Genomic DNA, 25,767 nt, shown 5'->3' on the forward strand with positions numbered 1-25,767 from the left:
GCACTTCTGGTGTAGAACGGCGTTTCAGAGGCTGTCGAAGCGTCCTTATTGAAAGATGAGAGGATCACTTACCTTGGGAAGTGTGTTGAAGTAGTCGAATCTTCGCTGCTCACCGCTCGAGTCTCACTTGTGTTAAAGGGTAGATGGTGGTACGGGCTTCGCTACACATTCACCGTATCGACGTCTTGTGGTTTTCCTTATATAGACAGTGCCACGCCAGCTGAAGTGCTGAACTAGACCGTGCCCAAACGGGAAATATTTCCGTATCCCGATAGATTTAACCTAGCGTTGTGTGAGGGTATCAGTGATGAATCGTCGGACACTGATCGAAAAGGCGCGAGACCCACCGATCGCATTCTTCGTCGCCGTTATCGTTGCCGCGTCGATCTGGGGACTATTCGCCGAAATGGCCGGAATTGCGTGGATGCTTTCGATCACGCTGTTCTGTATCGTCCTCTGGATTCTCACGCCGATACCGCCTGCCTATACGGGGCTGATCGGAATCGGTCTCATCGCCATCGTATTCTCGACCGACCTCGCGCTGACCGGATTCCAAAAGCCGGCGACATGGCTTATCGGCTTCGGGCTACTGATGGGCGAGGCGGCTCGCAAAAGTGGCCTCGCCAATTGGGTCGGGACCAGTATCACGGCTCGGACAGTCTCCGAATCAGCCAGCGCGCGACCGATTTGGACCTACCGCCGACTGCTACTCGCGCTTTCGATCGGGGGCCACGCTCTCGCCTTTTTTATTCCTTCGGCTCTCGTGCGCATCCTCATCATCGCGCCAATCCTCAAGGAGACCGGCGATCTCTTCTCGGATCGCTCGGCGCGGGTCGGACTCTTCCTCGGACCCGCGTTCGCCACGTTCTACGGGTCTTCAGGCATCCTCACTGCTGATCTTCCGAACATCATGATCACCGGTTTCGGCGGATCGATCGCGGACCATCACGTCTCATGGACAGAGTGGTTATTCCACATGTACCCCGTTATGGGTCTGACGCGAGTATTGCTCGTCTGTGGAGTCGTCTATTATCTGTTTCGGCCCGATTCCGACTCGAGGATTGACATACCGGAACTGAACCGGAACGGTGCCACGAGTACTGAAAAACGCATGCTTGCCTTTCTCCTCGTGGGAACGGGGATCTGGGCGACCGACTTCGTTCACGGCATCCACCCGGTCGTCGGCGCGGTCGTTGTCGTCGCGCTTGCTTTCCTGCCGCGGATTGGTGTCGCCGACTTCCAGAACGTCGGCGAGACTGACTTCTCGATCCTGTTTTTCATTGCCGCCGTGTTCGCCATCGGCGATGGACTAACACAGACGGGATTCACCGACGAGGCAGCCGACTACCTGCTTGCGCTGGTACCGACAGAAGCATCGCTAGCGATCATCTTCGCAGTCGTCTTCGGAATCACGTTCCTACTTGCGTTTCTGATGGAAGGATTGGCCGTTGCAAGCGTCCTCACGCCCGTCCTCATCCCATACGCGGAAGCCGCAGGGTTACCGCTGACGCCGGTGCTGATGTCGGAAGCTCTGGCGCTGAGTTCGTACTTCTTCCCCTACCAGTCGGCGGTTCTCGTGGTTATTTTGGCAGAAGGAACCGCCGATACCGGGGAAGTCGTTCGAACGACGGTGGCTTGCTCGCTCGCAACGATCGTCGTCTTGCTCCCGCTGCAGTTCGCGTTCTTCACGCTCCTCTACTGAGTTTCCATTCTATCGAATTCCTCGAGAAGCGAAGGCCGATTCGGTAACCAAGCCGTCAGCCGAACTTACGTGTCGTCGATCGAATCAATCAGTGCCGTAACGGCGTGAGCGCCTCGTTCCGGTCCATAGAACGTCGTGATTCCGAACTCCTCCATCCGAAGGCGTTCATCCTCAAGCGACGACACCGGTCCGGCGACCGTAAAGAAGATTGGCTTGTCGACTTCCTCAGCGAGGGCCTCCAGTTCCTCGAGCGGGTATCCCAGCGAGTCCTCGTAGATCTCGTAGACGACGACAATGTCGACGCTGTCGTCACGAGCAACAGCATCAATGACCTGTCCAAATTCAGGTAGTGGTCGCCCGGTATCGACCGGGTTCTTCGTATAGGTAATCCCCTCTAGAACGTCATCGACCCGCTGCTGGGTCTCGCTTGCGAGGTCGGGGAACTTGGCGCCGCCTTCGTCGAGTTCGTCCGCAATGATAATTCCAGGGCCAGCCTGGGCCGTGACGACGCCGACGTTTCGACCATCCGGAACCGGCGAGTTGGCGATAGCGCGGCTGGCATCCAAGAGTTCGGTAATCGAATCGACGAACACGACACCCTCCTCAGCGAGTGCGTCCTCGTACACCTCACGTCCTTGAATCGGGGCGGCGGTGTGCGACCGAACGAATTCGCTGATGTCCTCGCTACCGACCTTGTACGCGACGATCGGCGTCTCCGCGTTCCGACAGGCCTCGAGCGTGGCCTCTACGTCTTCAGTCCCCTCGATATGGATAGCGACCGCGTCGGTTCGAGGGTCATCGTCAAGTACCGGAATGAGATCCGCAAAGCCGGTATTCGCCCGGTTTCCGAGTCCGAACATGGACGAGACACCGTACGCTTCACTATCCAGCTGAAAGGACGACGTGATCCCGACACCACCGCTCTGGACGAGGAGGGCGACGTTGCCCGTCTCAACCTCGCGGATCTGCGGAACGAACGAACCGTAAAGATCGAGATGCGGAATGCAGTAGCCAGCCGTGTTCGGCCCGAGGACCGTGATGTCGTACTCGTCGGCGATCCGGATGACTTCATCCTCGAGTTCCTGCCCCTCGTCGTCGACTTCCGCGAAACCGCCAGCGAGGATTACCGCCGCACCAACGCCGGCTTCGCCACACTCTTCGAGAACCTCCGGAACGACCGGGCTGGGCACGCAACACAGCGCGAGATCGGCGTCGGCGTCGTGGATAGAGTCGACGAACTCGTGGCCGTAGACGCTTCCTGAACTCGAGGGATTGACCGGATAGACGTCCCCGTCGTACGAACGAATATTCGTCATCGCGTCGTTACCCATCTTCCCGGGGGTCTTTGACGCTCCGATGACGGCGATTCCGTCCGGATCGAAGAAATCGGTTACTCCCATACCGTGAGATTGCCGAACAATGTAATAGATATTACGGAATGCGGATATCGAGAGACGGAAACTATGGGGTTATTCATGTATCTGTAATTCTATCACTCGTCGTGCTCGAGATACTGTCGTCCCTCTGCCGTTTCGGCGAGAATGTTGTCGAAGACGGCCGCTTCGGTTTTGAACTTGTGAACGCTGTGCAGCATCGTATTATGGAACTGTGAGATGAGTTCGCCGTGATCGACGAAGAAATCGTGCACCCAGTTCTCCATCCGGCTATCCGTCCGGAACTGTGCGATGATATGCCACTGGTAGTCGCTGTCCGCGGTAAAGAACATTAGCACATGCGGATCGTTCTGAAGAGCGTCGTAACACTCGTACCAGTTGTCCTCGAAGTTCGGAAAATTAAACGAGACCCGGGCACTGTCTAGTTCAGCACCTCCTCAGCTGGCGTTTGTCCATCGAGCGATTGATGCGGTCTTTGATGATTGTAGTAATGCACGAACTGTTCAATCCATTCGCGTGCGCTCTCCCGACTGCCCACCCACGAATTATGAAAACGGTCGACTCGAATTTTGAAGGTATGAAACCACTTTTCGACGAGGTTTCGGTCGGTATAGTTCACCCGACCGTTCAACCCTAATCGAGCAAGGGCAGTCCGATAGCCAAATTGATCGACGAGAAACTCAGCCTCGGAGAGATCGTGTTTCTCACGGAGTCCATGCAGAAATGCAGCTGCCGGATCAGTGCCATGCCGACTAAATAACGCGACGTCGAGAATCAATTTTGTATCGATGTCTATTGCAGCGTACAACCAAGACCACTCGCCATTGATCTTGACAGCGGTTTCGTCGACAGCGACCCGCGACGGCGTCGCCGTCGGCGGGTCGCGTTCGCTGTCAGCCAGCCGATGTACCCAGTTCCAGACAGCTCCATGAGAGCGCTCAACGCCTAATTCAGCGAGAATCGTTGTTGTCTCTCGGAGAGAACAACCGGCCTGATGGAGGCGGACGGCGAACGCCCTGACGGGCGTCGCCGTCCGCTCATTCTCCCAAGATTCTTCTAAATCCGTGTCGTAGCTCTCGCTGAGCAGGTCTGCGAGCATTTGATCCAACGAACTCAACGACCTGCTCACTTCTCAAACTGGCTCAACTAGACAGTGCCGAGACCCGGAACAGGTAATGGCGAAAGATCTCCCGGTTCGGAAGGATCATTTCGCGGAAAGTCTCCTCTTCGGACATCGTTCGGAGAATCTCGTTGATTCGATTGTGTGACAGCGAGATTCCGTACTCTTCCTCGAGGATCTGACTGAGTTCTCGCGTTGACGACGTCGGATTGTCGACTCGCGCTTTCAAAATCGCTATATCGCGAGGAGAGACGTCGAAGGATTGCTCGTCGTTCATCCTGGTTGGGTCTGCGAAACGCTACATAAAAAACTTAACCCAGCCTCCTGCTGATAATGGCTGCAATCGGTGCTTCAAGCGTCGTTCGTCAAATTCCGTGAGAATTTTTCATATCGCCGCCGAGGTTCGTGAATGCGATCGACTTCTCGCCCTCGAGTTGCACAGCCAGACTTCCCCGGTCGCGATTGGGGTACTCGAGGCGATCGAAACCGCCGTTACCGAGACCGTTCGTCCCTTGCTGCCTCGCTGGTACAGAAACGAATCGCGTATCGAGTGTCCGGACCTGCCTCGAGGCCGTGAGGGAATAATCGTCTCAAACAAGAGTGAAGTTGCACTTGATAGTGCTTTCACCTCGCCCCAAGGCGCTGGTCCAGAGCCGACCGCGACGCTGGACAATCTCTACGTTCTCTACGTAGGAATTTGTCGTTCGCTACGTCCAGAAACACGCTTCTCCGAAAACATTTTGTCTCTCGTAGGCATCCAACGGATATGACAACGGGTGATGACCCCAAACGACGGGTCAAGACGACCGACACAGTGTTGGAGATTCTCAATGCGTTACAGTCGCTCAATGGGGCGACACTAGCTGAACTGACCGGCGAACTCGAGTTCGCCAAAAGTACGATTCACAGTCACCTCGCAACGCTCGAGAGCAACGAATACGTACTCCGAAGCGGCGACGAATACGAACTCAGCCTCAAGTTTCTCGAGCATGGTATGTTCGTCAAGAACAACCGCGCGATCGGTCGGATGGGTGGGCCGATCCTCGAAGAATTAGCGGCCGAGACCGGGGAAGTCGCGTGGATCATCGTCGAAGAACACGGGAAGGCTGTCTATCTAGACAAGGCGATGGGTGAACGAGCGGTCCAGACCCACGCGAGCGTCGGCGGTCGAGCGCGGCTCCACCACCTCGCGACCGGAAAACTCATTTTGGCGTATCTCTCGGAGGAACGCGTCGAGGAGATCATCGACCGACACGGGCTGCCCAAACTGACACCCAACACGATCACCGACCCCAACAAGTTGCGAGCCGAGCTCGACCGGATCCGGGAGGAGGGTATCGCACTCAACAATAAAGAGACGGTCGACGGGGTTCGAGCGATCGGCGCGCCCGTGCTGGGCCAGGAAACGATCCACGGCGCGATCAGCGTGTCCGGCCCCGCCAATCGACTCACCGTCGATCGTTGTCACGAGGAGATCAAACCAACCTTGCTCGAAGCAGCGAACGAACTCGAATTGAAGCTACAGTATCCACAGAACTGAGGATCGGCTTGTCACGCTCGTTGGTCGTCGATGCGGGTTCGGCTCTATCATGCCGTTCGGTGATGCCGAACGGTCCCTGATTAACGAACAACCATATGGTTGTAAACCCATATGGAGAACCTAGATCGACAGACGCCTCATCTAGCAGTTGGATAATATTAGTCCACTTCATTCGGAATTGCCGAACGCATACTAGTAAATATACCACTTCTGATCAGTGAAACGCTTGTGTACTAACCAGAAGCTTGATTATTGATGGTTGGGTATACCGGTTCGTATGGAGTCATCAGTCAAGCGTCTCGACCGGGATGCTGAGGTTCCGGAAGAGGCGTTCGAGGACGAGATCGTCGATCTCGACTTTCACGTCAATCCGCTCGAAGACGAACTGTTAACGTACGTTGAAGACGACCGTGCGCTGGACAAGTTGACGACGGAGTTCGGGCCGACGCCCGTAATGGGCAAGTGGGACGCCGCATACGGGATCAAAGAGGGACAAGAAGGTTTGTTCACTCAGGGTCGCGCTAAGTACGCGGAAGACGTCCACGAGGCCTGTGAAAACATCGCCGTAGACGAACCGATCGTCAACGCGGGGATCAACAACCTCAATCTACAACACCATCCCGTTCTGAAGAACGCAGTCTGTCAGGCGGCGAACGACTACATGCTCGATCACTTCGCGGACGAAGGCATGTATACGTCGGCAATGATCCCGAAGTGGGATCCCGACTACGCCGTTGAGGAGATCGAACGGATGGCCGACGAGGACAACATCGTCGCGGCGTACTCCTGGTTCGATCCAAAAGTGCCGTGGGGCAATGAGCAGTTCGATCCCGTCTTCGAGACGTTAGTCGAGAACGACATGCCGCTGTTGCTCCACGGATCGCTGGCCTACTGGCCCCAGCACTCCTACATCGGCGACGACATGCTCACCTGGACCGAAGTATTGGGTTTCGACTGGCCGATCCACGCAATGGTCACCGTCGTCAATATGATCATGCGCGGCGTTTTCGACAAGTATCCCGACCTGAACGTGGTCATTCAGGAGGGCGGTCACTGGTGGGTTCCGTTCCTCCGCTACCGGATGGACGAGTTCTACGAGATGCACCCCGAAGACGTCCAGATCACGCCTCGGAAGATGGATTCGGGCGAGACCTATCTCGAGCGGGCCCCGAGCGACTACCTCCGCGATAACTTCTATCTCTGTACGCAGCCGTTCGCGCTGCCACGCAGAGCGGGTGACGCGGAGAACTTGCTTGATCTCTCCCTCGCCGACGAGATGTTCATCTATTCGAGCGATTGGCCACACCAGACGCTGGATCCGCCGACGTGGTTCTACACTTCGCGTGCGTTCGACGAACATACGCGCGAACGGATTCTGAGCGGTAACGCCAGAGAGATCCTCGACATCTAAATCAATGACTGACGATAACTTCACCAAGGTCGCAGAGGTTGGCGATATTCCCGAAGGAGAGGGCGAAGGATACGAGATCGACGGCATCGAGATCGCCGTTTTCAACACCGGAGACGACTACTACGCGATCAGCAATCGGTGCTCCCACCAACGCGCCCCACTCTGTAAAGCCGGCGACGAGAAGATCAACGCCGAGGATACCTGGACGGGTGAACGTGGTGGGCTCAACGCCGAAGCGTGTACTGTTTCCTGTCCTTGGCACCTCTGGGAGTGGGACCTCGAGACCGGCGAGCACGAGGCCTCCGGACAGCGAATCGGAACGTTCGACTGTACCGTTGACGGCGAAGATATTCTCGTTCGCATCTGAACGGCCGCATCCCGACCTACAATTCTACTTGGTACTAGATCGGTTACACATGGGCGGATAATTACATTCAAACATACGACGAACGGTAAATTGTCGCACCAACCGACTGCGCTTCGCATCCTAGTGGTATTGCGCCTCTGAGGTATGCCTCCAACGAAAGCGGGGGACGGCCGAGCGTTACTGAACTGCGTAGGCGAGTAGTTCGATCGGTGTCGGCGGTTCGTCGTCGTCGAGGGCGCTGCCCGCGAGCGAGCTATCGGCCGGAACCGGTTCGAGGCGCTTGTCTCCGAGTTGGGTCCGGCAGGATGTCCCGGGCGCAGTGACGACGGTCGCATCGCTATCGTCGATCTGGTCGACAAGGATGTCGCCGATCGACTGACTCAGCGAGTAGTGTTCGGCCTCGTAACCGAAGGCGCCAGCCATGCCACAACAGCCCGAGTCGAGCGGATCGACGGCGTAGCCGGCGCGTCGGAGGACACCAACGGCATGGTGGTCCTTTTTTGTCGCCTTCTGGTGGCAGTGGCCGTGGTATGCTAACGACTCCGCGGGCGTGTTCCAGTCGACATTCGCGTCGAGCCGGAACGCATCGAGGTACTCACAGATACCGTACGAGTTCGCCGCGACCGATTCGACGGCTCGCCCGCCAAGCAGATCGAGCGCATCGGACTGGAACATCACCGCATCGGAGGGTTCTGCGAGGACGACGTCCCACCCGTCGTCAACGCGGGGCGCGAGTTCGGCAACGTTCGAACGCATCGTCTCACGGGCCGTATCGATGAACCCCTTCGAGAGCGCTGGCCGGCCGCTATCGGTTCGTTTCGCGACGTCGACGTGGACGCCGGCAGCCTCGAGGACACGGACCGTCGCCTTGCCGACCGAAGGATGGCTGTAGTTGCTGTAGCTGTCGACGAAGAAGACGGCCTTCCGCGTTGCGTCGCTCTCCGGGATCTGCGACCCGCCGCGATCCTCAAACCACTCCTTGACGGTTTCGCGATGGAACTCCGGAAGCGACCGCTCGCGCGCGATGCCGACAGTCTTCTCGGTGATCGTTCCGACCCCGGGGAATTCCTGAGCGAGGTTCGAGAGCGGTGCGAGGGCGCTTCCCAGGGGTGCGAGCCGATCGAAGTTGGCGAACAGCTTGTCCCGGAGGCTCGAGCCGTGTTCCTGGTGACGCGCGTGCTTGACTTCCGTCTTGAGCTTGGCCATATCGACCTCGCTGGGACAGTCACGTGCACAGCCCTTGCAGCCGATACAGAGATCGAGGACTTCCTCGACGAACTCGTCGTCAGTTGGATCGTCAGGAAGATTGCCACTCATCGCGTCTCGGAGGAGATTTGCTCGGCCCCGGGTTGCGGTGATTTCCTCATCGGCAGCACGGTAGGTCGGACACATCACGCCACCGGTCGTCTCTTGTTCGCCTCGACACCCGCCACAGCCGTGACAGAGTTCGACCATCCCCTGCATCCCGTTCTCATTCTCCCAGTTTAGAGCAGGATCGAAACCCGCATCGTGGCTGTATTCATCGTCGTACCGAAGGTTCTCGGTCATGTTATGGTCGCCACAGACGTTGCCGGGGTTGAGTAACCAGTTCGGATCGAACGCCGTCTTCAGGTCGCGGAAAGTCTTCCACAGCTCCTCGCCGTAGAGTTTGCGGTTCCACTGGGTACGGGCGTGACCGTCGCCGTGTTCACCCGAGACAGAACCGCCAAATTCGACGACCATGTCGGTTACTTCGTCGGCGATCTCGACCATATCCTCGCGATCGGCAGCCGCCTTCGTGTTCACCAGCGGACGAACGTGGAGAACTCCCGGGCCGGCATGAGCGTAGAATGCCGCGTCGACGTCGCGGTTCTTCTCGACGAGCAGCGACTGGAACCGCTCGACGAATTCGGGGAGGTGTTCGGGTGGGATCGCACAGTCCTCGATGAAGCTGATGTGTTTCTCGTCGGAGGTCCGCGACAGCAGAATCGGCAGGCCGGCCTTGCGGAGCTTCCAAAACTGGTCGCGCTCGTCCGCAGCGTGTGCCTCGAGTCCCTCGAAGGCGTTGACCTCGTCGGTCTCCGGTCGGTCCGTCGGCGGAGCCGCCTCGCTGTCGCTCCCGGGGACGCGGTCGGCGAGGAGACCCGCGGTTCGTTTCCGTCCGTGATCGTCGTCCTCGGCGTAGAACTCGACCAGCAGAGCCGCCTGGGCGTTCTCGGGAGCCAGCGCCGCGATGTCCTCGAACTCGGCCGTGTTCCGGGCCAGCCCGAGGAGTACGTCATCGATGAGTTCGACCGCGGCCGGATCGTGCTCGAGGACGTGCTGGACGTCCGTCACGGCCTCGAGGACGCTCTGGTAAAACAACAAGGAGACCGCCTTCGTTTCCGGAACGGGTTCGAGGGCAACCTCGGCCTCGGTGATGACGGCCAGCGTTCCTTCGCTACCAGCCAGTAGATGTGCGAGGTTCACGGTGCCCGTCTCGGCCTCCTCGACAAGCACGTCGAGATTGTAGCCGGAGACGTTGCGTTTCAGGTCGGGGAACCGCTCGCGGACCGCGTCGGCATCCTCGTCGATAATCCGGACGACCTCGGCGGAGACGCGCTCGAGGAGGTCCCCGTTGGGGTCGGCCCGCTCGCGCAACTCCTCGACTTCGACGTCGCCGAGCGTGGCGACCGTCCCATCAGCTAGGACGGCCTCGCACTCCTCGACGTAGGCGTCCGTCTTCCCGTAGATCAGCGAGTGGGCCCCGGTCGAGTTGTTCCCGATCGCACCGCCGATAACGCTGCGGTTGCCGGCGGCGGGGTCGGGTGCGAACTTCAGCCCGTGGGTAGCGAGCGCGTCGTTGAGTTCCTCGAGGACGACTCCCGACTGGACGCTCGCGCGTCGATCGTCCGGGGTGATCGAGAGGACGTCGTCCATGTAACGGGTGAAATCGAGGACGACCGCCTCGTTGATCGCCTGACCCGCGAGGCTCGTCCCGCCGCCCCGCGGCAAGACGGGAATCTCACGGTCGGCGCAGTAGGAGACGACGCTCGCGACGTCGGCAGTTGAGGTCGGGAAAATGACGCCGATCGGCGTCTCCCGGTACGCACTCGCGTCGGTCGCGTACAGCTGGCGGGTGTAGGTGTCGAACCGAACGTCGCCGTCGATCCGATCGCGGAGGTCGGCGACCAGATCCGGGCGGTCAACGCCGTCCGAGACGTAGTCGTAGTCGGCCCGTTCGTCGGTCGCCGGCTCGGCGTCGATGTCGTCGAGCGCTGTATCAGGACTCGCAGTCATAGTCAGTTGCCGATTACGGGCGGATCCCCGCGATTCTCGCGGCGGGAATGCGTTCGATCGCGCGTCGATCCATCCCTGTGGTATCGCGTCACGAGTATTCGTTTTACAACCGAGCAAGTAACGTTGACGTTTTCGTCCGCGGATCCAGGCAATACTTGCACCCGTCTTCTGGAACGAGAGCCGATATCCGGGGGGCTGCGACCCCTCGGTTTGTGATCGAGTGGACTCGAGCCGGTTCGACAGTAGATTTATCAGGACCGCAGTCCGTCTTCGAATCGATCGTATGAGTTACACACGGACCTGGACCGTTCGCTTCTCGGATACGGATCCGTTCGGTATCGCCCACTATCCGCGGATGATCGACGCAGTCCACGAGACGTCGGATATGTTCATGGAGGAGATCGGGTGGCCCTACTGGGAACTCCACGAGCGACACGAACTGGGTCTCCCCCTCGTCTCGATGGACTTCGACTTCCAGGGACAGGTCGAGGGCGGCGATGAAGTCGAGATCGAGATCAATGCGACCGTCGGAAAGTCTAGCGTCGAGTTCGACTATCGGGCGACTCACGCCGACGAGACCGTCTTCACCGGGACTGAACACCGCGTCTGCGTACCCGTCGATGGCGACGGCGGTATTACAGTCCCCGACGATCTGCGCGACGCGCTTGAAAACGGCGCTTCTAGCGACGACTGAACCGGTCGGGACGTCGAACAACCGACCAGGAGCTACTCTTGATGCGTCTCCCCGTCGAGCTCCTCGAACGATCGGTGGTCCGTCGGGAGTATCGGTTCTCCAGCCGTATGCGGAATTTCGAGAGACTTCCAGCAAACCGAACCGCTTCCGATCTCGGGGCTACTCGGAACTTTGATCAGCCGTAGAACGGTACACCGACTGCGTGTCAGCCACCCACCCCCCAGTTTTTCATCCGTCTCACGACGCGATAGTTGACATGGGGGGAAATCGTCGGATCCAGCATCGGCGGCCGCTACACGACACGGATCGGACGAACGCAGGAAGTAACCGATCACACCCTACTTCGCTCGCCCTTATGGGCTGGCTCGTTAAGGAAGGGGGCTCCGCGCTACCGTTTGACTGAAACACGGTAACTGCAAGACGTCCGATCGTAGCTAGTTACTTCGGCACGCTTGGTCGAATTCAACGTCTCGGGCCCGTCAGTGGATGCTATAAATTAGTCTGCTAGATTATTTCTACAGAAACGCCTTAATCGCATGTATCCAATCATAGTTACAATAGAACTTATCCCGACATATGATCGGTGTTTTTATGACACATGCCAGGATTTGTCGCAATATGCTTGGTAGCCAGAGCTGGGAGGACGACGATCACGTTTCGGGAGAGTCGGTGAAACCCGACACGAAGTCGATAAGCGACGTTACTCTCGTCGAGAAACGACTCAGACCGACGTTGAAGTTTATCGTCGCGTTCACGGCTGGAGCGTTTTTCTTCCTCCTTCCGGTACAACACAACGGGCAGACGACGATTCCGCTCGACGTTTTGATGACCTGGATTACGGAAACGTCGATGCTCACCGTCGAACTATTCATCATGGGAGTACTGTTTGCCGGCGGGATTCTGACGACGATCACGATGCTGCACTACCAGGGTGCGATCACGCTCGAGGAACGGACGCAAAAGTGGCTCCAAATCGATTACTGGCAGACGTCGAAACCGTTCTGGGCGTTCCGCGTGATAGCGATGTTCCTCGGGGTCGCGATGTTTTTCGGCGTCGGTCCTGAGTGGTTGCTCGCCGACAATATCACCGGAATAGCCTGGGAGGTCCTCATGGTCACGGTCGCGCTCGTGATTCCCCTCGGCGGCATCTTCGTCAATCTGCTCGCCGAACTCGGCGGCCTCCAGTTCATCGGAACGCTAGCCCAGCCGATCATGCGACCGCTGTTCAACCTTCCCGGCCGCTCGGCCCTCGATAGTGCCGCCTCGTGGCTCGGATCGTTCAGCGTTGGCTACTATCTCACCCGAAACGTCTTCGATCGCGGCGGGTACAACAAGCGCGAGGTGTTCGTAATCTGTACGTGTTTCGCCACCGCCAACCTCGGAACGGTCGGCGCGGTCGCCGCCGTGCTCGAGATCCTCCACATCTTCCCGCTTCTCGTCGCGCTGTACATGATTGCGACTCTCATCGTCGCAGCGGTCCTCGTCCGAATTCCACCACTCTCAACGGTGCCCGAGGAGTACATCGCCGAACCCGATCCCGAGCCGATGTTCACCGGCTCCGTTGTCGACTACTTCCGGTTCGCCTTCAGCGAAGGCGTGAAAACCGCAGAGAAGGGCGAATCGATTCCCCGTGCGGCGATCAACGGTTTCGTCGACGGGACGAAACTCACCGCGATGATCATCGGTACCGTGTTGACGATCGGGACCGGCGTTCTCCTGCTCGAGGCGTACACGCCGTTTTTCGAGTACCTTGCGGCACCGCTCGTCCCACTAATGACCGTCCTCGGCATTCCTGACCCGGAAATGGCGGCCACGGGAATCATTGGTGGCACGGCCGAGTACTTTATCGGTGCGACGCTCGTCGTCGGAACGGATCTGGTGACGAAAGTGTTCGTCGTGATCATTACGAGCGCACAGGCGATCTTCTTCGCCGCGTCGGCCCCCATGATGGTCGATATGTTCGACGACGTCCCGATGCGGTTCCGCGATCTCACTCTTATTCTGATACTCCGTACGGCGCTGCTGATTCCCATCGCCGCTGTACTAACCCACGGCGTCGCAGCTCTGGGGCTCATCTGAGGAGGATGTTATCGACCTAACGCGTTCGGATAGGTCTCAGAATCTGGCACGCCCGGTCCCCCGGTAGATGGCCCGGGCCCCGTTACAAGCGCTCGCTTTCGATAGCAGTTCGTTTTCGATGCGCTGGCCTCGATACTGCAGGTGCGAGTTCGTTCGATGTCTCGAGAACAAGCCGCAACTCCGGAGTGCCAGGATATCCGAGCCACATACAGGTCTCGGCGGCTACCAGGACACTCGTCGGCGGAGAGGGATCAGACGAGCCCTCGGGTGGACATTCGGGAGGCCACCACTGCCTTTCTCGACGCTTCGGGAACGACGGTACGCGCTCGAGAGTACCTATATAAAATAGAGCCGAGTTACTGACAGTCGACGTAAACGACGCCGTCGTCGACGACGACGTCGTACGTCGGCAAGACGATGTCATCGTCGGCGAGCTGTTCGCCGGACTCGAGGTCGTACGACCAGCCGTGCCACGGACAGGAGATGATCGGCTCATCGTCATCGTATTCCTTCTCTACGCGTTTCCCGGGCTCGACGAACTCGCCGACGAGTTTCTTTCCGATTGCACCCTCGGCGACTGGTCCGCAGTCGTGGAGACACTGATTCCTGACCGCGTAGTACTCCCCGTCGACGCGAAGTACGCCGACTTCGACGCCGTTTACCTCGACCAGTTCCCGGTCACCATCTTCGAACTTCGCGTCGGGTTTGACTTCGATCAATTCCGTCGTGCTCATAGGCCGAATACCTCCTTAGCGTTCTCCGACAGGATCTGTTTCTTCTCGTCCTCCGAGAGGAACGGCAGATCAGTGACCGTCGTCGGACGGTCGTAGTCCCAGTGCGGGTAGTCCGAGGCGAACATCAGGCTGTCCGCGCCGACCAGATCGAAACACTTCTCGAGGTACTCGGTCTCGGCGGAAACCTCCAGCGGCTGCGTGCCGTAGTAGAAGTCAGTAATGTACTCGCCTGGCTTCTTCTCAAGCAGCGGAGCTTCTTCGGGACGCTTGAGGTACTCCTCGTCGAGACGCGCCATCAGGCCGGGAAGATAGGTGATCCCCGACTCCATAAAGACGATGTCCAGGTCGGGGAACTTCTCGGGGACGCCCTGGACAACGAGGCTGACGATCTGAGACATGTTCGACTCGAGGAATCCGAGGGTGTGAGTCTCAAGCATCTCCTGATAGCCCGCTCGGACGTACTCGTCGAGTCCGGCACCGCCCGTGTGGAACACGGCTGGGAGACCGAGCTCCTCGCAGCGCTCGTAGAGCGGATCGTACTTGCGGTTGCCGAGCGGCGGCGTCGCGCCGGCGGTGACGAAACAGGCGCCAACGTAGGCGTCCTCACCCTCGATCCGGTCGAGGATTTCGAGCGACGCGTCGACGTCGCTGTACGGAATCGGAGCGAGCCCGTGGATTCCGTCGCCGGGATCAAGCACTTCTTCGAGCATGTACTCGACGTAGGCTTTCGCGAACGCGGTCTGTCGGTCGTCGTCGGCGGTGGTTCCGGCGCCGGAGAGGATGAGATGCGAGATCAACAGCGTCTCGTCGACACCGATCGACTTCATCCCATCTCGAATGCGCTCGGGAGTCTCGGGTTCGTCGGGGTACGAGGAGTGTTCGCGGGTAATCTTTCCGTGCGCCTGTCGATCACCGGTCGAGAAGGGGAAGAACGAGCTGAGGTTCTGCTTGGCCCCTTTCTCGTCGAAGTTGCTGCCCTCGAACTTCGTCTTCCACGGCTCCTCCATGTACTCGGCGACATCGTGGAACGACTCCATGTAGTGGCAGTCGCCGTCGATGACGTAGTACTCGTCTAACGTTTCTTGTCTCGGCTGGGTTTCGTCGGACTCCAGCATTGGTTGTACAACGTATACCCTGACATATATTCCCGCGTTCAGGGGAACCGATTTCCCGTACCAGCACCTAATTATAGGCGTCCGTGCCGTTCTCGGCTCGTTTTTGATGATGTCAAAACCGTTCTCAGACGTTCCACGGATCCCCTGATAGGTCCGTTCATCAGAGATGTGTCGAGTACTCGGCGTCTAGTCGGTCAGACGAGCGGTCGAGACGTAGCGTTCTCCGCCAGGTGTCTCAATCAGGGCTGATCCCCTCATCAGGTTCCGAATGGAGGTTCACCTCGATGGCGTTTGCGGCCCGCATAACCTTTTCCGGCAGGTCCCGGCGGAACCGGTCGCCGCTCCAGTTACTCGCCGCTCCCGAGAGGCTGACTGCACCGAGGACCCGATCCCCGTCGTAGCGAATCGGTGCACCGACTGCTCGAATGCCGTGCATCTGTTCCTGATCGTTCAGTGCGAACCCGCGGTCCCGTACGGTCTCGAGTTCGGCGACAAGTTCGGCCTCGTCCGTAATCGTTGACGACGTATAGGACGCGAGACCCTGGTCCTCAATAACCCGGGCGACTCGGTAGTCCGGCAAATGAGCAAGAATCGCCTTTCCGGCGGACGTACAGTGAAGGTGCGTCTGAGGCCGTTCTCGCTTGCGCGGATGGTACTCCGTCCCGATCGCGTTCTCGCCGAACGCCTCGTGCAACACGATCAACCGACCCTCGTATTCGGTCATGAGGTGTGCGGTAGCGTCGCTATCGTGTGCAAGACGATGCAGCTCCGCTTTGGCGGCTTGATAGAGATTGTTCTGAAGGCGGACGTGTTCTCCGTAAGGTAGGAGTGCGAGGCCGAGTTGGTACTTCCCATCCCGCTTCCGCACGAACCCGCGCGATTCGAGTGTCGCAAGATACGTGTGGGCCGTCCCTGGTGACAGCCCGACGGCGTCGGCCACTTCCGAGACCGTCGTCTGATCCCCGTCCCGCAAGTACTCGAGGATATCACAGACCCTGTCTGCAGACTGAATCCGCCGTGGTTCGTCGTCCGTGGTCATAGAACGAGAGACGTACTCGAGCAGCAATACGTTTTTGCTAATATCAAAAGGAGAGACGGGCAGTAACACGCGAGTACGACTATGGAACGGGTCTCCAGAAGATGGGCATCTCGAAAGCTGGTGGCTACGAATTCGAAGCAGTTTGGGCGAACTGACAGTACAATATAGAGAACACGTAGACAGCCACACCTCTGTAAATTCTGCACGTGCGTTGTGTATTCTGGAATAATAGCTAGATAGATCTATAAATAGTTGGGTATATTGCCCATTTCACAATTTATTCGTTAAGGAGGTAGATGTGAGATGTTATCTAACCGTATCGCAGTTTGTAACGAGAAGGGGGTCGGCAACAGTCGCAATCAGCAATGTTTCGTCACGGGACCAGCGGTACGATCGCGAAACGAGACCAGATCATAAACCGACCTTCACGAGGAGCCAGCTCAAATATCTACGGTTGAGACGATCACAAACCTCGGACAGCATCTTGACGTTCCCTCGTACCTGAGGACGCAGGAATTCCGAGCAGTGGAGCTCTGGGTTCACAACCGTGATTCTGCCACTTCACGGGAACTCGTTTAATTCCGTCGTCGTGGTCGGTGGCTGACAGGCCATGCCAAGTGGCTCGGTACTCCTATTCTCGGTGTCGGTGACTCCTATCTGTTATTTTTGCCAGCAGAGAGTCGCTAACACTTCAGCGGATGCAGAGTTTTCGTCGGGCTTGCCGACAGGCACGAGACGAACCCTTCGAGGATTCGCGTCCGCCGCGTCGGCGCTCGGATACCGTCTCATCGGAATTCTACGAGAAGGTGATTCAGCGTGACCAACATCAATCGACCCGACCTCGACATGGCGCTAATGTTGGGAGAATCGATCATCATGGTCGCCGAACACGAGAAAGCGGTGACTCCCGTTGTGTCACCCGGTCCAGTCTCCGACCCGTCGAACGAACTGTTGCTTTCGATTCGACACTCGTGGTCCGAAGACTTGCGAGTGGCTTCGTTGAATGTAATTCGGGCCGAGTATAAATCGATTATCGTCATCTACAAGAGGGGTTGCAGTGGACAACCACAACTACTATCACACCGCGTTGCGTCACTGCTCAGCATGAGCGGTGAAACGACCGACGTACCAGTGCTGGTTGCAGGTGCTGGACCAGTCGGTATGACGGCCGCACTCGCATTGCACGCACGCGGAATCGAGACGGCGATCCTCGAGGCAGAGCCCGAGGACCGGGATCGGTCCGGGAGCCGTGCTATCTACGTGCACGGCACGACGCTTCGGACCCTCGAGCGGATCCACCCGGGACTAGGTACCGACCTCGTCGATGAAGGACTCGTCTGGCCGACGCGGCGGACGCTGTTCCGCGGCAAGGAGGTTTTCAACCGGACGTACGACTCGGCCGGCGGTTCCGGCGATATCCCGCACTTTACCAGCGTTCCGCAGGTGGTGACCGAACGGTACATGCACGAGGCACTGGACCAAATCGGTATCGATATCCATTGGGAGTCCGAGGTCGTCTCGGTGGATTCCTCGTCCGAGGGCGTTCGCGTCGAAACGGCCGACGATCAAGAGTGGTGGACGGAGTACCTAATCGGGGCCGACGGCGGCGGTTCGACCGTCCGCAAAGAGATCGGGTCGGACTTCGAAGGCGACCAGTCCGAGAACGCCTTCATCATCGCCGATATCGAGGACGAAGAGATCGAGGACGGGCATCCGGATCTCGAGCGAATGTTCCACTACGACGCTCCCGAGACAGACGGTCGGAACGTTCTGCTGGTTCCCTTCACCGGTGGGTGGCGTCTGGACATTCAGTGTATCGAGGGCGATGACCCCGAGGAACTCAGCAGTGAGGAGCAGATGCGGGAGTTCGTCCGCGACATCATGGGCGAGGAATACACGGACGGTCTGAAGTGGATCTCGACCTACCACTTCCTGCAGGTAATGGCGGACTCGTTCGTCGACGATCAGCGCCGCGTGCTGCTGGCCGGCGAGGCCGCACACCTGCTGGCCCCCTTCGGTGCTCGCGGAATGAACTCCGGCGTCGCCGATGCGGACGAAGCCGCCTCCGCTATTGCCGTGGCACTGAATGCGCGCACCGACGCGGTCGCACGCGACGAAGTCGAACTCTACGCGGCACGTCGTGAGAAGGCGGCCGAGTACAACCTCGGAGCGGCCGGTCAGGCCCTCGAGTACCTCCAGGGCGACGATCCGGTGACGGTGCTTCGGAAGGAAGTGGCCGCCGAGATGTCTGACTACTTCGAGACCGCCGGCGAGTGGCTCGACGACGCGCCGTACGGACCCCACGGCTCGCCGCCGATCGTCTCGACCGGCAACTACTGAACGACGACCGGTATCGGTTTCTTTTCTCCGAGAAGGAGCGAATCGACACTTGATTACGGCGTAACGAGACGCTCGAGTGTAGGATCGACACGATTCGAGCGAGTTCTCACGACAAGATGTCGATCGGAGACGTGAACCCTAACCTCCTCAGACCAGATCAAGCCGCTTGGCGACCCAGTGATCGCGGGCGGCCAGCACGAACGACTCTTCGTTTTCGAACTCGGTCGTCTCGGCGACGAACTCGTTCCACTCGCCGTGGGGAACCGTCTCGAGCGTTGCTGCGGAGTCAGCCTCGCTGGGGCTGGCTGCGACCAGTTCGTCGAATGACTCGAAGTCGGTCCGTTTCCGGACGAACGCGTCGTCGAACACGTCCTCGACGGGAATCTCCTCGTCTTCGTCGTACACTTCGTCGGCGTTCGGAAGGTCCTCTCGCTTCGCTGCGGCGTCCTCGATGCTCGTCTCGAGTACCATACTGGCAGTTAATTCCCCGGCCTATGTAAATCCATTCCATTCGCCGCGGTAACCGGTAAATTACGAACGTAGCGGGACGTGATGGCCGGCGACGAAATCCGAAGCAAAGTAGGTTGGGACTGACCCACCGAGGGTACGGGGACGATCGGTGCCGTCAATGAGGCATTTAAATATCGACATCACACCTATTGTCGCCATCACGGCCGCGTTCCTGTTGCTCGTCCTGTTCGTCGGCTACTGCGCCCCGAGTCGTGATCCGCGGTCTGCGCGGGGGCGTATGGAATCTACCTGGCTGTTGGCGTGATCGCGGCGCAGGTGCAACGGTGAAGTCTTACTCTGCGGGTCGTTCGATGGTGGCGTCGAAGACTCGCTCCGACCGGAAGACGCTTCGACAATCCTCACAGACCATTTGGCCCTGAATCGCGTACTCCCAGAGCTTCCCGCCGCAATCCAGACAGTCAAAGTGTGCTCGGACGAACGGATCCTCGTCGACGTACGGATTGTCGAACTCTGCCATGCAGAAACAGTGTCGATTGATCCATAAGAGTATTACCCATTCACGACTCTCTCGATCCCGCGCGAGAAGAGAGACGGGTTATTAGAAACGAGTCACTCGTCGACTGCAGCCTCGGCGTAGAAGTTCATCGACTCGAGGATTGGACGATCGGTCATGCCCAGCAGGATCGCTTCGTCGTCGGGTTCGTGGTGGTGCGGTGCGTCCGGCGGAACGACGAAAATGTCCCACTGTCCCCACTCTAGCGCTTCGCCGTCAACGTGGGTCGCGCCTTCGCCCTCGACGACGAAGTAGACCTCCGTGGAGTTGTGGAAGTGGGGGTCCGTCGGTCCGTCGTTGAGCAACTGTGCTCGGAACGACATGGTCGGAAACAGCGGCGGTTCCGCCGTGGCCGGGTTGACGTACGCGAGGCTGTACCCGTCGTGGGGATCGGGGTCGTCGTTGTCGGCGCGCTGGCGGAGCGACTCTAGCATGTCGTCCCAGCCGAAGCGATACGGTGGTGTCGGTTCCTTGTTCCCCTCGAACGGGCCGGGAATGGAACCGTCGCTCTTCTCGCTCTCGGGACGACCGCGTCCGTACTGGGAGTCCCAGTACCCCTGTGTCTTCGTGACCGGCTGGCGCTCGAGTTCGTGGTTCTCGAAGACGTGCGTGTTGTTCAGCGTGTCGAGGAATAGTGGGAGATCGAGGACGTCGAGCCATGCAGCCGTTTCGTCGGAGTCGTTAACGTGGTCGTGCCACTCCCACTGTGGCGTCGTGACGAGGTCGTTGTCCTTCATCGGGAACTCCTCGCCTGCAACGACCGTCTTCATGTCCTCGTGGCCGTCAATGGTGAACCGGAGGGCACTGGCGGCGTGGCGGTGGGCGGGGGCAGTCTCGCCCGGCGAAACCGTCTGCACGCCGACGTAGATCGTATTCGAGATCGCGTGTTCGGCGTTGATCGGAACCGCGACTCGTCGCTGGAACCCCGGCGGCAAGTCGGCGATCGGCACGTCTGCCTCGATACCGTCGATGGCGGCCTGAATGTCCTCCCACTTCCAGATGTCCGGTTCGAGGTCGTTGAGGAGATGTCCCATATCGTCTTCGACTTCCCAGAGCGGACGCAGGTTGTGCTTCTCGAGGGTGCTCCGAGTGTCGGAACTGAGCTCTAGGAGTTCCTCTGGCTCTTCTTGTGCCATAGCTAGGTGTTTGTGGAACGGTCCCATAAGTGTGTTGGAGGTCCGCGTTCGACGTGCTATACGGGACGGAACGTCCGCGAGTTCGTTCGCCGCGTAGGGTTACATCGAAACCCAATTATCGTTCGCCATCGTCCTCGACGGAGAAAGGATGATTTATGTGGGCGGCTGGCAGTGCACCTACTGTGCGACTCGTTAGATTCAACGACGATCGACTTGGACTGCTGACCGGCAGCGGCATCGTCGACGTCACGGACCGACTCGGCCTCGAGACGAACGACCCGCTCAAGGAGTACGCCCGGAAGGATCTCGACGCGAGCGAATACGAGGGTGAATCTCCCGACTACGACCGCGGGGAAGTCACCGTCGAATCGCCCGTTCGTCGCCCCGGGAAGGTGATCGCGGCGCCGCTGAACTACGAAAACCACGTCGAGGAGGCGCTAGCCGACAAGGACATCGTCACCGAAGAGTGGTTTACGATCGAGGATAAGGGTTATTTCCTCAAGGCACCGTCGAGCGTCGCCGGACCGGAGGACGGCATCGAGCTGCCCTTTAACGACCGTCGCGTCGACCACGAGATCGAGCTCGGGTTCGTCATGGGCGAGGACGTCAAGGACGTCGACGCCGACGACGTCTGGGACGCGATCCTGGGTTACACGATCCTACTGGACGTCTCCGTCCGCGGCGATCAGGACCGCTCGAACCGAAAATCCTACGACACGTTCACAATCATCGGTCCCTGCGTCGCGACGCCGGACGAGATCGACGACCCCCACGATCTCGAGATGGAACTCCAGCTCAACGGCGAGACCAAACAGCAACAGAATACGGGCGGTATGATCTACAGCTGCGCCGATATCGTCGAATACGCCTCGATCGGCGCCACCATCGAGGCCGGCGACGTTATCACGACCGGGACGCCGGAGGGCGTCAGCGCGATCGAGGGCGGCGACACCATCGACGCCGAGATCGAAGACGTCGGTTCGATGACCGTCGAGGTTACCGAACGCGATCTCTCCTTCGAGGACGTCGACGTCCAGAAGAGCCAGAAAGACGAGTAACGCCGTCGATCGAACGACCCTATTTTTCGGCGCTTCGCAGGGAAGTCCCGACCGTCGTCACCGAAGAGAAACACGCGGTATCGAACTACTTTGTCGTTCCGCAGCGTGATGCCGAGTAATCTATTGATAGAACCATCAAATCGGCTCCCCGGAACCGATTTACTGGTCGAAGAACTCGGCGTGGATCGAGTCCCGTTCGATTGTTCCCGTCTCGGTTCGCGGGAGCGGTTCGTCAGCTATCTCGTACTCGCGCGGACGCTTGAAGTCGGCCAATTCATCGTGTTTCTTACAAAATCGATCGAGATCGTCGATCTCGCACTCTGTCGATCCGTCGGCGTACACGACGCAGGTCACACGATCGCCCCAGCGCTCGTCTTCGTGCCCGACGACGACGGCTTCCTCGATCAGATCGTGAGATTCGATGATATCCTCGACTTCTTCGGGGTACACGTTCTCGCCGCCGGTAACTATCATATTATCCACGCGCCCAGTGATGTACAGACAGCCGTCCTCGTCGAGTTCGGCGCAGTCGCCCGTCCGAAGCCAGCCGTCGACCAGAAGTCGATCGGTCTCCTCGGGACTGTCCATGTAACCGTCGCTCATGCCGGGACTGCGAGCGAGGATTTCCCCCGTCTCGCCCGGATCGACGGTCGCGGACGGATCGGGATCCTCCCCGGGGCCAACCGCTTCGACGACCCGGAGCTCCCACGTGAACGACTCCCTCCCGATGGTTCCCGGATGCTCCTTCTGGAGCGACGGATGGGCGAACGTCAGGTTCGGACCGCCCTCCGTCAGTCCGTAGGTATTGTAGACGCCGTCGGACAACTGCTCGGAGGCCTTTTCGATCAATCGTTCCGTGACGATCGAACCGCCGGTTCGAATATACGAGAGGCTGTCGACGTCGTACTCTTCGTCTTCCTGAGTATCCGCGAGCGAGTGCAACTGCGTCGGCACTGCGAGTAGCCCCGTCACGCCGTATTTCTGTATGAGCCGCAGAGATTCGGTAGGATCGAATTCGGATTGAACGACCAGGGTGGCGCCCGCCTGCAAGTGAGGGAGCACCCACGCGTCGGTCGTCACCATATGGTACCACGGCGTCGTCACAAGGGCCGTATCCGTCTCCTCGATCCCCATCTCCATGATCACCTGCGTGCTGCCGTACCACAGCTGTTCCTGATCGAACGACACCGCTTTCGGCGTACCCGTCGTTCCGCTCGTGTAGAGGACGCCGTGTTCGCAGTCCGGATGCGGGTCGATATCGTCCGTCGACGCGCCTGCGATCACCTCCTCGTAGTGCTCGACGTCGTCGCGATCGATGGACCTCTCGCCGGTGTGAATCGCCGTCTCGATCTCCGAACAATCGAGCACCGAAAGCGCCTTTTCAGCGTTCGCGTCGTCGAAGACGAGAAGGGACGCTTTAGTTGGCTCGAGCATCGACGCGAGCGTTCCCGAACTCTCTCGGAACGGAAGCTGGACGTTTCCGACCCCCCGCTTTTGGCTCGCGAGCATCACTTCGATCGCGGCCGTACTCGTTAGCGCGAGCGTCGCGACTCGTTCGTTCGGGATTCGAGTATCTAACGCGTTCGCGAGTCGAGTCGTCCGTTCGTCCAGCTCGCCGTACGTCAGGGACTGCTCGCCGTCGACGACAAGCGCCGTCTTCGACGAGTGACACCGAACGGACCGCTCGAATGCGTCTGTAAGGTTCATTGGTCGGTTCGTTATGTGTTACCCCGGTATAGAGTGTATTAATAATTATGGATCCGCCAGTAAAGCACGACCGACAACTCGAGCCGGCCCTGATATGGGCGGAAAACGACTTTGTCCCCAGAAACTGCATCGATCGTCGGGCCCGTCCGCGACGAAGTGCTGTTCGGACGGCTATCTCGCACGCTATCGGTGCCTCGCTGCGGCGCACGTAACGCGTCTCAAGGTAGATACAAGTAGCGGCGGTCGTTATCGTGCCGACCCGACGTTCGCCGCGCTCCTGGCCATCGTCATCCGATCATCCTACCCGTACACCAGGTGGAGTTCGATATCGTCGACGGCCTCGAGCAGCGGCTCGCGAAGTTCACGTGCCAGCCTATCCTCCGTGAGTCGATTCGCCGCCCCGGCGATCGTGACGGCAGCCACTGGTCGTCCATCGCTGATAATCGGTGCTGCGATCGCGTGCAGTCCTCGAAGATCCTCCCTGAAGTTCATCGCGTATCCCCGGTCCCGGATAGTCGCTAACTCGTCGAACAGCGCTTCTCGTTCGACGATCGTGTTCTCGGTATGAGCCGGAAGACCGTGGTGTTCGAGGATGCCCCGTACCTCCGTTTCCGGAAGGTGAGCCAGAATCGCCTTTCCGCCCGAGTTCGAGTGAAGGTTAACCCACGTGCCGATCGTCGAATCGAACGAGAACGACTCGTTCTGTGGAACGCCGTACGCGAACATTCCCAATCCGTTCTCGTGAACGAGGAACCAGGTCGTTTCACCCGTCTCGTACGCCAGTCTGTCAACGCGCTCCTTCGCCGCGTGGTAGGCGTCGTACTGGTTCCGAACGTGAACGCCGACGTTGAAAAACTGAAGGCCGAGTCGGTACTGGCCGCCCTCGTTAACGACGTATCGGTGCTGCTCGAGACTGACCAGGTGTTTGTGTACCGTGCTCTTGGCCAGATCGAGTCGCCGAGCGAGTTCCGTTACACCAGCGCTCTCGAGTGATTTGAGACATTCGATGATAGCGAATAAGGTTTCGTCTGACTTGATGGTTCGTCCATCTCGGTCGGGTTTTCCCATAGGTATTCTATTGAATTTCCCTTATATAACATCTTCGTAATATTGCTAATGTATATGGTAGGTAACAGCTACGGTGTGTTCGCTATAAGAAAACGCGGTTCTCAGTCGTGCTCTCACTCCAGAATACGAAATGTTACCACGTCTTTAGCTCCTTTTTAGGGAGATCACTGTCTCTATCGCACATCAAATTACATGAGTACTGATGTAATTCTATCCGTTGCAACGGCTAACATACACCACCAGCTGTTTCACGTGAGAGAACAAATATTGCAGAGGAACGAAAGGCCGGCTCTCGACCTAGAGTAACACGTCCAATTCGGTGTTCGAAGGGACGAGAAGAGGAGTAGGTTACTGGCGGGAAAAAGGATGACTTCCCGTCAGTTATCCGTACTTAGCAGGACCGTTCGACCCGATTTCAGGACGACGTCCTGTGTTACGCTACCGAAGAGTACCTTCCCGGTCGGCGAACGTTTTCGGCCGGCGAGACTGATGACATCGGCGTCTATCTCCGTTGCTCTATCCAGGATGTTCCGCGTTGCGTCGCCGCTCGACTGAGAGACTGTAACGCTAAATCCCGCATTCTTGAGCAGTTCGTTCGCCGTGGCTACCGAGTTGAGGTTTCCGGCGTCCGCATCCTCGTCACTCGCTCGGAAGACGTGATAGAGCTCGATTTCGACTTCGTCCGTTTGCAGCGGTAACTCGGCAATTGAGTTGGCTTGTTCCCTGGCTCGCTCGACATCCGTATCGACACAAACGAGTACGTTCGTCATACTAGTGATTCGTTCCTCCACCACTGTATTTCTTCCGACCAAATAGACTAGAATCTCTCTCGTCCGCCACAAGCCGTGTTCTCCGTACAAGTTACATCACTAAGCGATGAATCGGAATATTTGGCCGTGGTGAATCGCCATACGGTGTTGGATTTGCCTAGCTCGCAGCACGCTTGATGTTGTAGACAGCACACATCAGAACGATTTCACG

General features: G+C 58.5%; 20 protein-coding genes and 2 pseudogenes. 8 read left to right on the top strand and 14 right to left on the bottom strand.

What is annotated here, in order from left to right; all coding sequences use genetic code 11:
- The first annotated feature begins 307 nt into the window (after positions 1–307).
- On the top strand, positions 308–1,702 hold the full coding sequence (locus C492_RS08485; protein WP_008422415.1) for an SLC13 family permease: 1,395 nt from the start codon (positions 308–310) through the stop codon (positions 1,700–1,702).
- Between the two features lie 65 nt (positions 1,703–1,767).
- Here C492_RS08485 and C492_RS08490 read toward each other — a convergent pair whose 3' ends face one another.
- From C492_RS08490 to C492_RS08505, 4 genes and pseudogenes are all read right to left on the bottom strand, one after another.
- The gene (locus tag C492_RS08490; RefSeq protein WP_008422416.1) at positions 1,768–3,102 is read right to left on the bottom strand and encodes a CoA-binding protein; all 1,335 of its coding nucleotides are present in this window, start codon (positions 3,100–3,102) and stop codon (positions 1,768–1,770) included.
- Between the two features lie 92 nt (positions 3,103–3,194).
- A pseudogene (locus tag C492_RS08495) lies at positions 3,195–3,509 on the bottom strand (helix-turn-helix domain-containing protein); the annotation flags it as partial.
- 8 nt (positions 3,510–3,517) lie between these two features.
- On the bottom strand, positions 3,518–4,195 hold the full coding sequence (locus tag C492_RS08500; RefSeq protein WP_008422418.1) for an IS6 family transposase: 678 nt from the start codon (positions 4,193–4,195) through the stop codon (positions 3,518–3,520).
- 58 nt (positions 4,196–4,253) lie between these two features.
- A pseudogene (locus C492_RS08505) lies at positions 4,254–4,493 on the bottom strand (helix-turn-helix domain-containing protein); the annotation flags it as partial.
- Between the two features lie 489 nt (positions 4,494–4,982).
- On the opposite strand from C492_RS08505, the gene C492_RS08510 reads away from it, so the two are divergent.
- The 3 genes from C492_RS08510 to C492_RS08520 all read left to right on the top strand — a co-directional run bounded on the left by C492_RS08510 (position 4,983) and on the right by C492_RS08520 (position 7,534).
- Positions 4,983–5,756 carry an IclR family transcriptional regulator gene (locus C492_RS08510; protein WP_049892881.1) on the top strand — a complete coding sequence of 258 codons (774 nt, stop codon included), beginning with the start codon at positions 4,983–4,985 and terminating at the stop codon, positions 5,754–5,756.
- 277 nt (positions 5,757–6,033) lie between these two features.
- Positions 6,034–7,167 (top strand): amidohydrolase family protein, encoded by a 1,134-nt coding sequence (locus tag C492_RS08515; protein WP_008422422.1) that lies wholly within the window; start codon positions 6,034–6,036, stop codon positions 7,165–7,167.
- Between the two features lie 4 nt (positions 7,168–7,171).
- Positions 7,172–7,534: a Rieske (2Fe-2S) protein gene (locus C492_RS08520; RefSeq protein ID WP_008422423.1), complete on the top strand. Its 363-nt coding sequence runs from the start codon at positions 7,172–7,174 to the stop codon at positions 7,532–7,534.
- A gap of 177 nt (positions 7,535–7,711) precedes the next feature.
- Here C492_RS08520 and C492_RS08525 read toward each other — a convergent pair whose 3' ends face one another.
- Positions 7,712–10,792 carry an FAD-binding and (Fe-S)-binding domain-containing protein gene (locus C492_RS08525; RefSeq protein ID WP_008422424.1) on the bottom strand — a complete coding sequence of 1,027 codons (3,081 nt, stop codon included), beginning with the start codon at positions 10,790–10,792 and terminating at the stop codon, positions 7,712–7,714.
- A 283-nt stretch (positions 10,793–11,075) separates the two neighbouring features.
- Here C492_RS08525 and C492_RS08530 point away from each other — a divergent pair, with 283 nt between their 5' ends.
- Positions 11,076–11,486 carry an acyl-CoA thioesterase gene (locus tag C492_RS08530; protein WP_008422425.1) on the top strand — a complete coding sequence of 137 codons (411 nt, stop codon included), beginning with the start codon at positions 11,076–11,078 and terminating at the stop codon, positions 11,484–11,486.
- A 618-nt stretch (positions 11,487–12,104) separates the two neighbouring features.
- Entirely contained in the window at positions 12,105–13,565 is a 1,461-nt protein-coding gene (locus C492_RS08535; RefSeq protein WP_008422426.1) for a YjiH family protein, read from the top strand.
- 356 nt (positions 13,566–13,921) lie between these two features.
- On the opposite strand, the gene C492_RS08540 is transcribed toward C492_RS08535, so the two are convergent.
- The 3 genes from C492_RS08540 to C492_RS08550 all read right to left on the bottom strand — a co-directional run bounded on the left by C492_RS08540 (position 13,922) and on the right by C492_RS08550 (position 16,453).
- Positions 13,922–14,299 carry a Rieske (2Fe-2S) protein gene (locus C492_RS08540; protein ID WP_008422427.1) on the bottom strand — a complete coding sequence of 126 codons (378 nt, stop codon included), beginning with the start codon at positions 14,297–14,299 and terminating at the stop codon, positions 13,922–13,924.
- On the bottom strand, positions 14,296–15,414 hold the full coding sequence (locus C492_RS08545; RefSeq protein ID WP_008422428.1) for an amidohydrolase family protein: 1,119 nt from the start codon (positions 15,412–15,414) through the stop codon (positions 14,296–14,298). Before C492_RS08545 ends, C492_RS08540 begins: the two co-directional genes overlap by 4 nt.
- 235 nt (positions 15,415–15,649) lie before the next feature.
- Positions 15,650–16,453, bottom strand: coding sequence for an IclR family transcriptional regulator (locus C492_RS08550; protein ID WP_008422429.1), 804 nt, complete (start codon positions 16,451–16,453; stop codon positions 15,650–15,652).
- 1,104 nt (positions 16,454–17,557) lie between these two features.
- Between C492_RS08550 and C492_RS08555 the strand changes: the two genes are divergently transcribed.
- A complete protein-coding gene (locus C492_RS08555; protein ID WP_083898801.1) occupies positions 17,558–18,793 on the top strand; it encodes an FAD-dependent monooxygenase in 1,236 nt (411 codons plus the stop codon).
- A gap of 147 nt (positions 18,794–18,940) precedes the next feature.
- Here the strand turns inward: C492_RS08555 and C492_RS08560 are convergent, their stop codons facing one another.
- The 3 genes from C492_RS08560 to C492_RS08570 all read right to left on the bottom strand — a co-directional run bounded on the left by C492_RS08560 (position 18,941) and on the right by C492_RS08570 (position 20,953).
- Positions 18,941–19,264 carry a hypothetical protein gene (locus C492_RS08560; RefSeq protein ID WP_008422433.1) on the bottom strand — a complete coding sequence of 108 codons (324 nt, stop codon included), beginning with the start codon at positions 19,262–19,264 and terminating at the stop codon, positions 18,941–18,943.
- Positions 19,265–19,595: 331 nt separating this feature from the next.
- Positions 19,596–19,781 (bottom strand): hypothetical protein, encoded by a 186-nt coding sequence (locus tag C492_RS08565; protein ID WP_008422435.1) that lies wholly within the window; start codon positions 19,779–19,781, stop codon positions 19,596–19,598.
- A 92-nt stretch (positions 19,782–19,873) separates the two neighbouring features.
- Entirely contained in the window at positions 19,874–20,953 is a 1,080-nt protein-coding gene (locus tag C492_RS08570) for a cupin domain-containing protein (RefSeq protein WP_049892882.1), read from the bottom strand.
- Positions 20,954–21,135: 182 nt separating this feature from the next.
- On the opposite strand from C492_RS08570, the gene C492_RS08575 reads away from it, so the two are divergent.
- Positions 21,136–22,011, top strand: a complete 876-nt coding sequence (locus tag C492_RS08575; RefSeq protein ID WP_008422439.1) for a fumarylacetoacetate hydrolase family protein — start codon at positions 21,136–21,138, stop codon at positions 22,009–22,011.
- A gap of 159 nt (positions 22,012–22,170) precedes the next feature.
- Here the strand turns inward: C492_RS08575 and C492_RS08580 are convergent, their stop codons facing one another.
- From C492_RS08580 to C492_RS08590, 3 genes are all read right to left on the bottom strand, one after another.
- Entirely contained in the window at positions 22,171–23,718 is a 1,548-nt protein-coding gene (locus C492_RS08580) for a class I adenylate-forming enzyme family protein (protein ID WP_008422440.1), read from the bottom strand.
- A gap of 300 nt (positions 23,719–24,018) precedes the next feature.
- Positions 24,019–24,786: an IclR family transcriptional regulator gene (locus C492_RS08585; RefSeq protein WP_008422441.1), complete on the bottom strand. Its 768-nt coding sequence runs from the start codon at positions 24,784–24,786 to the stop codon at positions 24,019–24,021.
- Between the two features lie 377 nt (positions 24,787–25,163).
- A complete protein-coding gene (locus C492_RS08590) occupies positions 25,164–25,556 on the bottom strand; it encodes a universal stress protein (RefSeq protein ID WP_008422444.1) in 393 nt (130 codons plus the stop codon).
- Positions 25,557–25,767 lie beyond the last annotated feature (211 nt).

It is taken from the genome of Natronococcus jeotgali DSM 18795 (genome assembly GCF_000337695.1).
Lineage (GTDB): Archaea > Halobacteriota > Halobacteria > Halobacteriales > Natrialbaceae > Natronococcus > Natronococcus jeotgali.